The 14011-nt window shown below is 58.9% G+C and carries 12 protein-coding genes; 8 read left to right on the forward strand and 4 right to left on the reverse strand.

What is annotated here, in order from left to right; all coding sequences use genetic code 11:
- Positions 1-60 precede the first annotated feature (60 nt).
- Entirely contained in the window at positions 61-1779 is a 1719-nt protein-coding gene (locus VK574_RS17540) for a M28 family peptidase (protein WP_472801162.1), read from the reverse strand.
- Between the two features lie 50 nt (positions 1780-1829).
- Positions 1830-2921, reverse strand: coding sequence for an A/G-specific adenine glycosylase (gene mutY, locus VK574_RS17545; protein ID WP_472801163.1), 1092 nt, complete (start codon positions 2919-2921; stop codon positions 1830-1832).
- A gap of 110 nt (positions 2922-3031) precedes the next feature.
- Here mutY and VK574_RS17550 point away from each other — a divergent pair, with 110 nt between their 5' ends.
- Positions 3032-4225, forward strand: a complete 1194-nt coding sequence (locus VK574_RS17550) for a cysteine desulfurase family protein (RefSeq protein ID WP_472801164.1) — start codon at positions 3032-3034, stop codon at positions 4223-4225.
- Positions 4226-5044: 819 nt separating this feature from the next.
- Positions 5045-6193, forward strand: coding sequence for a tRNA 2-thiouridine(34) synthase MnmA (mnmA, locus tag VK574_RS17555; protein WP_472801165.1), 1149 nt, complete (start codon positions 5045-5047; stop codon positions 6191-6193).
- Positions 6194-6236: 43 nt separating this feature from the next.
- Here the strand turns inward: mnmA and VK574_RS17560 are convergent, their stop codons facing one another.
- Positions 6237-7148 (reverse strand): GNAT family N-acetyltransferase, encoded by a 912-nt coding sequence (locus VK574_RS17560; RefSeq protein WP_472801166.1) that lies wholly within the window; start codon positions 7146-7148, stop codon positions 6237-6239.
- Between the two features lie 121 nt (positions 7149-7269).
- On the opposite strand from VK574_RS17560, the gene VK574_RS17565 reads away from it, so the two are divergent.
- The 3 genes from VK574_RS17565 to VK574_RS17575 all read left to right on the forward strand — a co-directional run bounded on the left by VK574_RS17565 (position 7270) and on the right by VK574_RS17575 (position 10965).
- Complete coding sequence (locus tag VK574_RS17565; protein WP_472801167.1) at positions 7270-9234, forward strand: alpha-L-arabinofuranosidase C-terminal domain-containing protein; 1965 nt, start codon at positions 7270-7272, stop codon at positions 9232-9234.
- Positions 9235-9854: 620 nt separating this feature from the next.
- Positions 9855-10367 (forward strand): hypothetical protein, encoded by a 513-nt coding sequence (locus tag VK574_RS17570; protein WP_472801168.1) that lies wholly within the window; start codon positions 9855-9857, stop codon positions 10365-10367.
- A 64-nt stretch (positions 10368-10431) separates the two neighbouring features.
- Entirely contained in the window at positions 10432-10965 is a 534-nt protein-coding gene (locus VK574_RS17575; protein WP_472801169.1) for a YybH family protein, read from the forward strand.
- Between the two features lie 180 nt (positions 10966-11145).
- On the opposite strand, the gene VK574_RS17580 is transcribed toward VK574_RS17575, so the two are convergent.
- Positions 11146-11556, reverse strand: a complete 411-nt coding sequence (locus VK574_RS17580; RefSeq protein WP_472801170.1) for a hypothetical protein — start codon at positions 11554-11556, stop codon at positions 11146-11148.
- Positions 11557-11687: 131 nt separating this feature from the next.
- Here VK574_RS17580 and VK574_RS17585 point away from each other — a divergent pair, with 131 nt between their 5' ends.
- The 3 genes from VK574_RS17585 (at position 11688) to VK574_RS17595 (ending at position 13928) form a co-directional block, all read left to right on the forward strand.
- Positions 11688-12317, forward strand: a complete 630-nt coding sequence (locus VK574_RS17585; RefSeq protein WP_472801171.1) for a TetR/AcrR family transcriptional regulator — start codon at positions 11688-11690, stop codon at positions 12315-12317.
- Positions 12318-12565: 248 nt separating this feature from the next.
- Positions 12566-13141 carry a hypothetical protein gene (locus tag VK574_RS17590; RefSeq protein ID WP_472801172.1) on the forward strand — a complete coding sequence of 192 codons (576 nt, stop codon included), beginning with the start codon at positions 12566-12568 and terminating at the stop codon, positions 13139-13141.
- Positions 13142-13211: 70 nt separating this feature from the next.
- Entirely contained in the window at positions 13212-13928 is a 717-nt protein-coding gene (locus VK574_RS17595; protein ID WP_472801173.1) for a hypothetical protein, read from the forward strand.
- Positions 13929-14011 lie beyond the last annotated feature (83 nt).

The raw sequence follows: 14011 nt of genomic DNA on the forward strand, positions 1-14011 counted from the left end.
TCGCTGGCTCCCTCTAATCCCTGTTCGGTCCCTGGTCCCCTAGTCCCTGGTCCCTAGTCCCTAATCCCTGCTTTTCTCGCTCGCCTTCCGCGCACCTTCAAACTCGTCGCCGGATTTCCATTCAACGGCGTGGCTCTGATTGCTCACGAGCCAGCCCAGCACAAAGCCGAAGCGCGCCATCTTGGCGTTGCCGCGGAAGTCCCAGTCTGCGCGGTACTCGTCAGACGGCTGGTGATAGTGATGTTCTTCGAAGTCTGCAAACTGCGCACGGCCCCACGTTTCGTCGTGGTTCTCGAAGAGGATGCCCTCGTCGACAGAGAAGGCGGGAATGCCGGCGCGCGCCAGCGAAAAGTGGTCGGAGCGGTAGTAGTGTCCCGCGGAGGGATCGGGGTCCGGCAGAAGTTCGAGATTGAAGTCATTCGCAATGGCCTGAATCGTGGGCCAGAGGTCGATGCGCTCGGCGCCGCCTAGATCCGCCGACAGCGGAACGCCGATGGGCAACAGCATGTCGTAGTTCAGATCGAGCGAAATGTCCCGCGCCGGCACCGGCAAATGCTCGCCGAGATATTGCGAACCAAGTAGCCCCTGCTCTTCCGCCGTCACCGCAGAAAAGTACATGGCGTGCGGCGGCCGCTGCGACGATTGCGCGAAAGCTCGGGCCATTTCTATCAGGATGCCGCAGCCCGTGCCGTTGTCGGCAGCGCCGTTGTAGATACCGTCGCCTTTAGCATCGGGATCGATGCCCAGATGATCGTAGTGCGCGGTGTAGAGCACCGCGTTCTCAGGGCCAGCGGATCCACCCGCAACACGCGCCACAACATTCGTCGAATCGTATTTGCGCACGCGGCTTTCAATGTGGGCCTTGAGATGAACGTTAAGTTCCTGCGCGTGGAACCCGCGCTGGCCCGCGCGCTCGATCCCCTTGTCGAGATCGCCGAGTCCAGCCAGGTTAAAGAGCCGCTGCGCTACGTCGTGCTGTATCCACGCGGCAGCGCGAAGGGTGTCGGTCGGTTCGCCGGCGAGGTAGCTCTTTTCGATAGCCTGCGAGTTCTGCACAACCTGCCAGCCATAACTCGCAAGATCCGTCCGGTGAATGATCAGCACGCCCAGTGCGCCCCGACGCGAGGCTTCTTCGTACTTGTAGGTCCAGCGACCGTAGTAGGTCATGGTCTTGCCCTTGAAAAACTTCTCGTCATTCGAGGGCGGCTCGTTGACGATGACAAGAACGATTTTGCCTTTCACGTCGACACCGGCGTAGTCATCCCAGTTGTACTCCGGCGCGTGGATGCCGTAGCCGACAAACACAATCGGCGCGTCCAAGTCGGCAGTCGCTTGGCCCGTCTCGTCCTTCGAAACGACCTGCGAGCCGTAAGTCAGTTCGACCGGCTGGCCGCTCGCAGGCACGAAAGCGAATTTCGTTTTGTCTTCGATGGTGTGAACCGCGATCAGCGGCACTTTCTGAAAGTAGCTGGGCTTTCCACCTATGGGGTCGCCTGCGGGTTCGAGGCCGTTGAGGGCGAATTGGGTCGCGATGTACTCGGCGGCAAGCTCAGCGCCCCGCGTGCCGGGCCCCCGACCTTCCAGCAGATCAAGAGACAGAAAGCGCACGTGCGCGCGAATCTTTTCAGGATCGATGGCGGCAGCAGCAGAGCGCGCTGCTGCTGGCAGGCCATTGATGGCCGGAACGGAATCCGTAGATGAGGCAGAATGCTGCGCGATAACGGCGCACGGCAAAGAAAGGCCGGCAGCCAGAAGACAAACAAGTTTTGCGTTGTGCATGAACTCTCCCCGGGAGATACGAAGTGGAAGGACGATGTCTCTGCGAATCTTCAGACTAATTCCCTGATCGCGGGCGGCGCAAACCCTGCCGACTTGCTGTGGGCTGAAGTTTGCAATAGCCCGGCGCGAGTGAGAACTTTGCGGGCGAGGCCGGTGAGCGCCATCGCGGATGCTTCCGCGACCGGCACCCAACGCTGATCCGCGGCATTGCCTGCTGTCGCGGAGACTTCGTGCGGCGGCAATGCGTAGACGCGCACCGTGTAGTTGACCTGCATGATCGCGTGGCGCACAGTAAATCTCACTTCACTTGCAACCACATCGCCCTCGGGAAGCGAAGGCAGTTCCCACATACCGGGCATGACGGTGTTGGTCGCGGCGCGTTGTTCAAGCAGAACTTCAGCACCCGCATCGCTTTCCCAAACGACAAGTGCGCAGGCGATTTCGCTTCTTGTCATCGGCGCGCGTTTGGGAGTCTTGTGCTCGCCCAGTGTGCGGCATTCCGTCCTCCATGGGCAGACGAGACATTGCGGATTGCGCGGCGTGCAGACAGTGGCGCCAAGTTCCATGATGGCCTGGTTGAAATCGCCGGGGCGGCGCGGGTCGACCAGTGCTGTCGAGAATTCCTCCACTTTGCGGCGGACAGCCGCTTCTCCGACAGCGTCGTGCGACTCCCACCCGCGAATGCGGCTGAGGACGCGCTCAACATTGCCATCGACCACGGCAACGGACTCGCCATGCGCAATGCTCGCGATGGCGGCGGCGGTGTAGAGCCCAATGCCAGGGAGTTTGCGCAGTTCAGTAGCGGCGGAGGGCATCTTTCCAGCGTGCCCGGCATTGATGGTTTGCGCGGCCTTGTGAAGCATGCGTGCGCGACGGTAATAGCCGAGACCGCTCCAAAGGGCCAGGACATCCTGTTCATCGGCTTTGGCCAATGCCTGCACTGTGGGGAAGCGTTCCAGAAATCCCTTCCACCGTTCGATCACCACGGCAACACGGGTTTGCTGCAGCATGATTTCAGAGACCCAGATAGCGTACGGATCGTTCGTGTGGCGCCAGGGCAGGTCGCGTTTGTTGCTCTCGTACCAATCCAGAAGCTCGTGGCGCATCCGTGCAACGATTTCCGGGATGGGCAGACGGGCCATGCGGCAAGATTACGGCATTCGCGATGGTTTGCACCCGACCCGAGACCGCTTTTGTCATCCCTCAATGTGATTAATTCCTGTGATAACCTCGCAAAGAGAGGCTTCTGCTCATGTCTACCAACAACGCACCGGGCACCCGCATTTACATGGATGCCAACGCCACCACACCCCTTCTGCCGGAGGTGGTTGACGCGATGCGTCCTTATTGGATTGAGCAGTTTGGCAACGCGTCGTCGATCCATCTCGATGGACAGCAGGCACGTACGGCGATTGACCGGGCCCGCGAGACGATGGCGGAGTTTTTCAACTGCCACGATGCCGAAGTGGTGTTCAATTCAGGCGGGACGGAGGGCGACAATACAGCCCTGTTCGGCCTGCTCCACCCTGGCGATCACCTGATTACGACATCGATCGAGCACTCTGCTGTCATTCAAGCGGCGAACAAGTTAGCCAACTTTGGCGTGCAGACGACCTTTGTTGCTCCGCAGCCGAGCGGGTTGATTGACCCGCATGATATTTTGCGCGCGATCCGGCCGGAAACGCGGCTGATCAGCGTAATGCTGGCCAATAACGAGACGGGCGTGCTGCAGCCGGTGGCCGAAATCGCCAAAATTGCAGCGGATACGGGTGTTTTCTTCCATATGGACGCCGTGCAAGGCGCCGGCAAGGTCAAGTTTGATGTACGGCAGTTTGGCTGCCATCTGCTCTCCATCAGCGGCCATAAAGTTCATGGACCCAAGGGCGTAGGCGCGATGTTTGTACGTCGCGGAACACCGCTTGACTCGCTGATTGTGGGCGGAAGCCACGAGCGCCGCCGCCGTGCGGGAACTGAAAACGTAGCAGGCATCGTGGGTCTGGCCAAGGCCGTGGAACTGGCCATGCACAGCCTTGAAGACGGCACCATGACAAAGCTGGCAGCTCTGCGCGACAAGCTCGAAGCGGGAGTTCTGGCGCTGCCGGGGACGGGGTTGAACGGAGCTTTGCCAGACGGAAAGCCGGCACCCCGCGCGGCGAATACCACGAATATCTGGTTCGACAACCTTGAAGGCGAAGCGCTGGTGATCGCGCTCGATCTGAAGGGAATCGCGGTTTCCGGCGGGTCTGCGTGCCACTCCGGCGCGACAGAGCCGAGCCATGTGCTGATGGCGATGGGACTGGATAAAGCACGGGCGCGTGCGAGTCTGCGGTTCAGCCTGCTGAAGACGGTGACCGAGGCGCAAATCGATCGCGTGCTGCAAATTGTCCCCGAAGCTGTGCAGCAATTGCGGACGCTATCTCCCGTTGCCGCCGGAACCCTCGGCTAGTATCCCGAGTCCGAGATTCTTTTCATAATCAAGAGTGTCATTCTGCAGCGTCCCTTGTGTCCTGACTGACGGTGTCATTCTGAGTGAACTGGGCCCGAAACGCACTTCAGTTTGGGGTGGTGAAGGAAGAATCTGCTTTTCGACCTTCCCCGCAGTCAGACGCACCACTTCGGTCGCGTCGGCGAATCTATCGACATCCTTGAGAAGTGACTGAAAGCAATCGGGGTTAACGGTGTCGATAAACCATTATTTGCGCCTGAACCAAAGAGGGAATGCCAATTGCTAGTACGTATGTATAGAGAACTTGGAGTTGCGCTCGGTCAGGGTCTAGATAAAAAGGAGCGAAATCATGGCTCACATGTATACATTACAGTTCACACATCGACTAAATGATGACGGCACAATCGATTCCATCTGCCGCGAATGCTTTACCACCGTTGCAACCGCAAAATCAGGATCTGCTTTGGAGCGCGAAGAGCAACGCCACCGTTGCGACGCTTTCCTGCTCAAACGGTATAAAAAGGTTCAGAGCAGTGAAAATTTTCCCGGATCATTGGCATGACAAGAAGGGAACCTGATGCTTGGCTGTGGGCGCTCTGCGGCTAACTTCAATCCCCGCAGTACCTTACGGAAAAAGGCCGATTGCAACTCGACGAATGGCATGGACTTGGCCACAGAATATGGCCATCAATAGTGCAATAGTGCAACCGATCGGTTGCAGGTTATACAAGGTCGTCAATTCATGCGGGATGTATCGCTCCAGCCGGACTCAGCATCCTGAATGCAATTGATGCGAAAATAGAGTTGCACGCTATTCCCATGCCTCAGAATCACACCATCGCCGTTGCCATGTCCGGAGGAGTTGACTCTTCTACGGTTGCGGCGATCCTCGTACGACTGGATGAGGGGACCAAGGTTGTCGGCCTCACGCTGCAGCTTTGGGATCAGACCCGTCTCGCCGGCAAGCATGGAATTCCCGATGCGCCGAAGGCAGGACGATGCTGCTCGCTGGATGATGTGTATGACGCGCGCCGCGTGGCCGAGCACCTCGGCATTCCGTACTACGTCGTGAACCAGGAAGAGCGCTTCGAGCAGGATGTGGTGCGGCCGTTTGTCTCGGAGTATCTCGCCGGCCGGACGCCGATTCCGTGCTCGCTCTGCAACAACCATCTGAAGTTTGACCAGTTGCTGAAGACCGCGCGGTCGATCGGCGCCGACTCGATTGCTACCGGCCACTACGCCGTCAACGAGTACGATCCAGAGCGCAAGCGCTGGATTCTGAAGCGCCCGGCCGATCTCGCGAAGGACCAGACATACTTTCTCTTCGGCCTGACGCAGGCGCAGCTGGCGCACACGCTGTTCCCACTTGGCCACATGACCAAGCCCGAGGTGCGCGAAGTGGCGCGGCAGAAGGGGCTGGCGCTGGCCGAGAAGCCAGACTCGCAGGAGATCTGCTTTATTCCTGGTGGGTCATATCAGAATTTTCTTGCGGCTTATCTTGAGGAGCAGGGCGAAGCAATGCCGGACACGGCAGGCGAGCTTGTAGCTTCAACGGGTGAAGTGCTGGGACATCACGAGGGCATCTCCAACTTCACCGTCGGGCAGCGCAAGGGGTTGAAAGTGTCGTCGCCTTTGCCGCTCTACGTTTTGAATATCGATGCAGCGAGTCATCGTGTAACGGTTGGCGCAGACGAGGAACTGGCGACGCACACGCTGCGCGCGAACCGCCTGAACTGGATCAGCATTCCCGAACTCACCGCGCCAATGCGTGTGAAGGCGAAGATCCGCCATCGCCATGAGCCGGCGTGGGCCACGCTCGAGCCTGTTCCAGCGGCGGAATCAAATTTCGGTGCAGCCTGTACTGAAGTGCTCGCAACCTTCGACGAGCCGCAGCGCGCCGTCACTCCCGGCCAGTCAGCTGTCTTCTACGACGGCGAAGAAGTTGTCGGCGGCGGCTGGATCTTCTAGTCAATTCGCATCAGCACCCTGACCGCAATTGGCCTCAGATGCATCAGCCCAGACGCTTGCGCATAAATAGTGTGGCCTGGGGATTGTCGTTGTAGCGCTCGCATCGCTGATAACCCCGCTTTTCATACAGTGCGATTGCAGTCTTGAGATCGTCGTAGGTATCGAGGTAAATCCACTGGACATGCTGGGTGCGAGCAAATGCTTCCATCGCGTCAAGCAGCGCGTCAGCAATGCGGTTTCCGCGCGCCGCGGGCCGGACATAGAGCCGTTTGCATTCGGCGGCGTGCGGAATTGAATCGAGTTTGCGCAGCACGACACACCCCACGACTTCGTCTCCAAGAAATGCCATCCACATTCCAGAGTCAGGCGCCTTGAGCATCTTCTGGATGCTCGCGGGCGTATCTCGCTGGACCACGTGCACGGCTTCGTAATACTCGCGCAGAGTGGCGAGGGCCTCGCTGCTGGAAGAGCGCAGGCGCTCGATCCTTACCGGCGGTTTCGACGGCTCGGCTAGGATGGCGCGAACACGTGCAAGCGCCGTGACCATCGCTTCGCGGTCGGCACCAGTCAAGTGCGTGAGCATTTTCTCAATCTGCGTTGTGGACTGCTGGTCGAGATGCGCAACCGCCTTCACGCCTGTCGCCGTAAGCGTGAGCAGTCTTTCGCGCGCATCCGCTGCAGAGACTGACTGGCGCACCAGTTTTTTCCGGGTAAGCGCGGACAATAGACGGCTGATGTAGCCTGCGTCGAGTTCGACAATCTGGCGCAGGGCGGACGCGGTCATCCCCGGACTGGCGCCGATCTCGTAGAGAATGCGCGCTTCAGTAAGCGCAAATTCGCCATCGAGATGACGCCGCCGTAAGAGGCCCAATCGCGCCGTGTAGAAGCGGTTGAACTGCCGGACGGCGGAAACCTGCTCGGCGAAATGAGGCTTGTCGCTGGCGCCAATCGGCATAGAAACAGGCTAACCCAATTTAGTTGCTTTTGGCAACTAATCTTATGGCAAACCTCAACGGCGGTGGCCGACGGTGTTGCGCGATATACTGGCCCGGCATTCTTTTCGGAGATGATTTTCGATGCCAAAGAAAACGTTTGCCTGTATCGCCACTACCATGGCGATGGCCGCTTCAACCCTCGTTGCTTCCGGTCAGAACGCACCAGCGACGCTGACGCTTCATCCCGACCAGCCCGTCTCCACCGTCAGCCTGACGCTCTATGGGCTGATGACCGAGGAAATCAACTACTCCTATGACGGCGGCCTATACGCGGAGATGGTGCGCAACCGCACCCTTCGCGGCGACTGGAGCGGCATTCTCTACTGGTATCTCGTCGAGGATGGAAACGCGCGGGCGAAAATGAGTCACGACGCAACCACCGGCCCGAGCGACGCGCTGCCAAACAGCCTGAAGATTGAAATTGAGCAAGCTGATGCGCACAACCAGGCCGGCGCGTTGAATGTGGGCTGGTGGGGCATGGCGCTGCGCCACAACACGGAATACAAGGGATCGTTCTACGCGAAGGCAGACAGCCCGAGCCTGGGGCCCATCAGCGTGAGCCTGGTGAATGACGACGCCGGCAAAGCCGTTGCCTCTGCCACAGTGAACGGAGTTGGCACGGAGTGGAAGCAGTTCACGTTCACGCTGAAGACTGGCGCGATGGAGGCTTCGTCAACGAATCATCTTGTCATCACTGCCGGTCATGCGGGCACGCTGTGGTTGCAGCTGGTGTCGCTGTTTCCGCCCACGTATCACAATCGTGCGAACGGCAACCGCGTCGACCTGATGGACAAGCTGGCTGCGATGCACCCGGCATTCCTGCGTTTGCCGGGGGGCAACTATCTGGAGGGCGAACACATTAAGGAGCGCTTCGACTGGAAGAAAACGATTGGTCCGCTCGTCGACAGGCCGACGCATCGCAGTCCGTGGAATTATCAATCAAGTGACGGCATGGGGCTGCTCGAGTTTCTGGAGTGGTGCGAAGACCTGCACATGCAGCCTTTGCTGGCGGTCTATGCGGGCTACTCATTGGCGCAGGAGCACGTGAATCCCGGCGCGGATCTCGAGCCTTACGTGCAGGACGCGCTTGATGAGCTCGAATACGTCACGGGCGGTCCGCAGACGAAGTGGGGCGCTGAACGCGTGAAAGACGGTCACCCCGCGCCCTTCAAACTTACGTATGTCGAAATCGGAAACGAAGATTGGTTTGACCGCTCAGGCAGCTACGACGCGCGTTACATGCAGTTCTACAAGGCGCTCAAGACGAAGTATCCCGACGTGCAGTTGATCGCGACCGCACCTGTGAAAGGCATGAAGCCCGACGTGGTCGACGAACACTACTACGTGCGCGCCACGCAAAACTTCCACGACGCCAACCACTACGACGCCTCTGACAGCAACTCGAGTTCACCGCAGAATTGGGACTCGGGCCACTATGACAAAGTTGACCGCAACGGGCCAAAGATCTTTGTGGGCGAGTGGGCTACGCGCGAGGGATCGCCGACGCCGAACATGGGCGCCGCGCTGGGCGATGCCGCGTGGATGACGGGCCTGGAGCGAAACAGCGACCTGATCGTGATGTCCTCGTACGCTCCGCTCTTGGTGCGCGTGGATCCGGGCGGCATGCAGTGGGAGACGAACCTGATCGGCTACAACGCGATGAAGAGCTATGGCTCGCCTGCTTATTACGCGCAGGTGATGTTCGCGTCGTATCTCGGCGATCACACGGTTGCCTCGAAGCTTGAGAATGGCGGCGCGAAGTTCTTCTACTCCTCCACGATCAACACGGCGAAGAAACAGCTTTATCTGAAGTTGGTTAACGCATCGTCTGATCCACAACCGTTGCAGATCGCGATGCCCGGTGCGCGACCAAACACAATTGCGAAGCTGGTGCGGCTGAGCGCGCCCGACACACAGACGACGAACAGCATCGACGATCCCAACCGGCTCGTGCCTGTCGAGTCGCCCGTGCATGACGTGAGCAGCAAATTCTCCATCACGCTGCCTGCGTTTTCGATCCAGGTATTGCAGATCGATCTGCAGTGAAAATTCAGACACCAGCATGAACGAGGGCGCCCCATCCAAGGTCGGCTTGGGTGGGAAAGCACGATATATCGTGGAACCGCACCTCAACGCCTGCCTCCGTCAACATCGCGCTGATGTCCGCCTGTGCCGGCCTCGACTGCTTCGCAGGTTCCGCGCCCCGCACTGATGCCGCGCTCATCACACACCCAGGAAATGCCCGCACAAATTGCTGGCCCAGTTTCATCGCTCCAGTCTCGCTTCCACCTCCCGCCTGGCGCAAATCCGCCGCTCAGCCTTTTTTCGTCAAGCCCTCTTCGCGAAGATTCCCGCCAACCCCTTCATTCCACTCGCCAAAAACTTCCCGCCATTTTGCAGGTAATTATCCCCATGCGGCGCACAATGATCTCAAATGCAAACCCTCTCTCACACGAGTTCTAAGAATAAGTTCAATAGGCCGGTTAGGTTATTAGTCCCTAGTCCCGAATCCCTAGTCCCTAATCCCTAACCCCTGTCTTTAGAAACCTCTACAGCTAACCTCAATCCACACAGACCTTTACCGGCACCCCGCTCCATAACCCGATGAATTCAGGACATCTACCTGGAGAGACGGGGTAATAGGGGGGTGTCAAGGAGTTACGCCCATGTTTAACGAATGCCGGCATATTCTCACCAGCGGACACAAGTGCAAAGCCGCCGCCCTTCGCGGAAAAGCCTTTTGCTACTACCACACCGCTGCCCGCCGCTATACCAACATCTCGACCACCTCGGTCGATCCGCTCCTGCTTCCCTCCACCGATGACACCGCCGGAGTTCAGATCGCCATCAATCAGGTTCTCCGCGGCCTCGCCTCCCGCCGCATCGACCCCCGCCATGCCGGCGTCTACTTCTATGGACTTCAGATCGCCGCGCGACTCGCCGGAAAATCCGACGAAAAGCCCACCGAGACCGTCCGCGAAACCTGCGAAGATGCCGACGGCCACACCCTAGCTCCCGAAAAGTCCACCTGCGAACCGCCCGCCGACTGCGTCAACTGCCATCGCCGCAGCTTCTGCGGAAATTTTCGTTTCCACAAACGCAAAGTGAAAGAACTCGAAGAACGCCTCGAAGCCGAACGCGAAACCACCGAATCAGAACTCGAAGACAAAGAGGATTGAATCCCTCGCGTTTGACTTGCCCCCCGCGAAGGAATACACCTAAGCAATTCCTCGCGGAGAATTCATGTCCAGATTCCTCTTCATCATGCTGTCAGCGAACGACCTCACGCCTCGCCGGAAACCCGGAGCCATCATCAAGCGCATTGGATGGATGATCGTTGCCCTGCTGCTCTCGGCGGGGTTATGCCACACGCAACAAGGCACCAAAGAAGAAGGCGTCTGGGCGCGGGAGCAGGCTTACTGGCGCTCCGTGCAAGCCAACAATCTCGAGGACTACCGCGCATTATGGAGCGAGGATTTTCTCGGCTGGCCGTTCACCAGCCCTGATCCAGCCCGCAAAGCGCACATCACCGATTGGATCACCGCCCACACCGCCAAGGGCGAACACCTGAAGAACTACTCGCTGGAGCGCTTGACGGTGCAGCTCTCTGGCGACTTGGCTACGACGACTTACCGCGTCAGTTCAACATGGGTGAACAAGGACGGCGCGGAGCAGAGCGGGAAGATGCGCATCCTGCACACGTGGCGGCGTGACGGCGATGGAATATGGCGGATCTTTTCCGGCATGAGCACGCCGGTAAACGGTCAAGGCAAATGAGAACAGGAGCATCCGCTCTTCGCTTGTAGAGGCATGACTTCAGTCATCCACAATGCGCACACTTGGAATTGTCATCCATCCTGAGTGCCGCACGCTTATCCCACGAATGATTCATCATCCGTGGGGTAAGCGGCGCAGAAGGATCTGCTTTCTGGGAGGTCCGCCACAACACTGGCTTCTTCAGTTCTGCTGCGGTGCCGCCGTCGTTCCATGCGGGTTGTCGTGCGATCCCGAATGCATCTGCGCCTCGAGATCGTCCAGCTTCTTTTTCTGATCGTCTGTCAGAAACTCACGGACTGCTTTGTCGGCCTTCATGAACACCGGCCCCATCGCAGCCTCACGCTGATCGGGCGTCAGGCTCTGATCGTCCGCGATCTTCTGCGATCCATTATGCATTTCCTGCAGGATTGGTCTGGCCTTGTCCTGCTGATCGGCGGTCAGACTGAGCTTCTCACTCAGCATCTTCAGATGCTGTTCAACCGGTGCGACCGCGGCGGCGTGAGCGTCCGGACTGGTTGTTGTTTGTTGTGCCGCCGCGCTCAACGCGAACATCAGCACGGTCCCCACTGCAAGCAAGCGAAGTCGATTCATCGTGACTCTCCTTTTCATTGGCGAACTTTTCCGTCGGCGAACCGCGCGATTCAGCCTATGATTCGCACTGTAGCTTTGAAATGCGGCCGCGTCCAGCGCGCAAGCCGCGTTGTTGAACAAAGAGGCGGGCATTGTCCAGAAACGGGTCCAGAAACGAGCGCACCAAGGCGCAGAAACCAACCGCGCAAAGAAATCCAAAGCAACCGCGCAAGCCGGATGCGCGCGTGCAACGTACGCGCGACCAACTCGGCCACGCGCTGATTACGTTGATTGTGGAGAAGCCCATCAACGACGTCACGGTGCAGGACGTGCTTGATCGCGCCCACGTGGGCCGGTCAACGTTTTACCTGCACTATCGCGACAAGGACGACCTGTTGATGAGCCAGTTGGAAATGTTTCTCGAAATGATGAGCACTTCACTTAGCGTGCGCAAAGACAAGTCGAGTCGCGTTGTGCCCGTGGCGGAGATGTTTGCGCACATCGGGAACCAGAACAAGCTCTACCGCGTGCTTTCCGATTCCGGCCACCTCAAGGACTTCTTCGAGCTTGCCGAGGGCTACTTTGCGCGCGGCATCGAGCGCCGGCTCACAGAATCCGGAAAGCTTACCAGGATTCCGCAGCGGGAACTGGCTGCTCGCGCCTCGGCGTTCTCGGGCAGCCTGCTTTCGCTGCTGCGCTGGTGGCTCGACCGCGGCGAAAAAGAATCGCCGGAAGAAATGGACAAGATGTTTCACCGCATGGTCTGGACCGGCCTGCAATAGAGTCCAGTTGTTCTCTTTCACAGTCCACTCCACTGTCCACTGTCCACTGTCCACTGTTCACCGTCCACTGTTCTCTGTCCACTGTCCACTGTTCTCTGTCCACTGTCCACTGTCCACTGTCCACTGTCCACTGTCCACTCCACTGTCCACTGTCCACTGTTCTCTGTTTCTCTGTTCTCGGGCCCCGCGCTATACTACGCCGCATGCGAGGCAAGGGTGGCTGTCTGGGAAGTCTGAGCGGTTGCCTGATGAAGCTGGTGCTGTTCGCGATTGCCGCGTGCGCCTTTTTCTGGGTGCTGATGGTGGCGTTAAATCCGTGGGCGCTGCACATCGGCGGGCGTTCCACGCCGCTGCTCTACTGGCACGGCTCGGGCATCCTTCATTCGAAAGACGGGAAGACGTATCCGCTATATGTGTCGTGGTGGCCGGGAAAACCTGGGCGGCATGGCGGGGGGAGGCGCGAGGGAAAGATCTGGAGCGCCGACCTGAAGGGCACAGGATGGTTGTGCCTCGCCCCGGAGTCGGTGGAGCGGATGGACCTGAGCGGCACGATGTATGGCGGCTACCTGACCAGCGACCAGAGTCTCTTCGACTTCCGGTTTCTGGAGTGGCAAAAGCCGTTCCAGATCAACTACCACAACCGCGGCTTTTTCGATGTGGCTGGGGCCTGGCATGGGCCGGAGTTGGTGCTGGACCGGCCTAACGAGCAGGGCATCAAGCTGAACACTGGACCGCTTATCGACAACGCGACCGTGACGCTCCACTGGGCGAGTTACGACGAGTTTGAAACCGCTTGCCGGAGCGAAGGAAGCGCAGCACAATGAAGTATCGGTCTGGAAAGAATAAGCGCAGGTTCCCAAACCTGACACAAGAGATGCACCCTTTGGAGGTCCTATGCGGAAGAACAATGTCGCGATCATCGCGTTAGCGTTTCTGGTCCCGGTTGCGATACCGGGCACCACCTCTCACGCACAAGCGCAGGCGGAGAAGGCCGCTTATCCGGCCTTGGCTCCTGTCGATCAATACTTGATGCCCGACGAGAAAGCTGAAATTGCGCTGGCGCGCACCGGTGCGCCGGCCTCCATTTCGGATGGAGCCGAAGTGATGGTGCTGGGGCGGACGGGATTCACGACCGCCGTGAAAGGCACGAATGGTTTTCTCTGTGTCGTGGAACGATCCTGGGGCGCGACCACCGATGCCCCCGAGTTCTGGAATCCCAAAATTCGTTCGCCCATCTGCTTCAATCCGGCTGCTGCAAGAACGTTTGCGCCGATCTTTCTGATGAAGACCAGACTGGTGCTCGCGGGAAAATCGAGGGCACAGATTCTCGCAGAAACCTCCGCAGCGCTGGACAAGAAAGAACTGCCCGCGCTGGAGCCGGGATCGATGTGCTACATGATGTCGAAGCAGCAGTACCTGAACGATCGCGACGTGCACTGGCATCCACACGTGATGATTTTTGTTTCAGGCGATGCGGAAAAAAGCTGGGGCGCCAATGTGGAGGGTTCCCCGACTATCGCGGCGAATGACCCTGAAGAGCGGGTCACGATTATGATGGTCCCGGTTTGGAAGTGGTCCGACGGGACGCCGGGACCCGCGCTTGTGCACTGAGCGTCGGAGATCAATCACGACAGGATGAACGGGACCGTCCGCCCGCGGGGGAAACCGATGCCTCGGTCTCCCCACTGCGACAG

The sequence above is a fragment of the Occallatibacter sp. genome, assembly GCF_035317045.1.
GTDB lineage: Bacteria > Acidobacteriota > Terriglobia > Terriglobales > Acidobacteriaceae > Telmatobacter.

Excerpts from the sequence above, each read along its gene's own strand:
- VK574_RS17540 (WP_472801162.1), bottom strand. The coding sequence starts at position 1,779 with ATGCACAACGCAAAACTTGTTTGTCTTCTGGCTGCCGGCCTTTCTTTG.
- mutY (WP_472801163.1), bottom strand. The coding sequence starts at position 2,921 with ATGGCCCGTCTGCCCATCCCGGAAATCGTTGCACGGATGCGCCACGAG.
- VK574_RS17550 (WP_472801164.1), top strand. The coding sequence starts at position 3,032 with ATGTCTACCAACAACGCACCGGGCACCCGCATTTACATGGATGCCAAC.
- mnmA (WP_472801165.1), top strand. The coding sequence starts at position 5,045 with ATGCCTCAGAATCACACCATCGCCGTTGCCATGTCCGGAGGAGTTGAC.
- VK574_RS17560 (WP_472801166.1), bottom strand. The coding sequence starts at position 7,148 with ATGCCGATTGGCGCCAGCGACAAGCCTCATTTCGCCGAGCAGGTTTCC.
- VK574_RS17565 (WP_472801167.1), top strand. The coding sequence starts at position 7,270 with ATGCCAAAGAAAACGTTTGCCTGTATCGCCACTACCATGGCGATGGCC.
- VK574_RS17570 (WP_472801168.1), top strand. The coding sequence starts at position 9,855 with ATGTTTAACGAATGCCGGCATATTCTCACCAGCGGACACAAGTGCAAA.
- VK574_RS17575 (WP_472801169.1), top strand. The coding sequence starts at position 10,432 with ATGTCCAGATTCCTCTTCATCATGCTGTCAGCGAACGACCTCACGCCT.
- VK574_RS17580 (WP_472801170.1), bottom strand. The coding sequence starts at position 11,556 with ATGAATCGACTTCGCTTGCTTGCAGTGGGGACCGTGCTGATGTTCGCG.
- VK574_RS17590 (WP_472801172.1), top strand. The coding sequence starts at position 12,566 with ATGAAGCTGGTGCTGTTCGCGATTGCCGCGTGCGCCTTTTTCTGGGTG.
- VK574_RS17595 (WP_472801173.1), top strand. The coding sequence starts at position 13,212 with ATGCGGAAGAACAATGTCGCGATCATCGCGTTAGCGTTTCTGGTCCCG.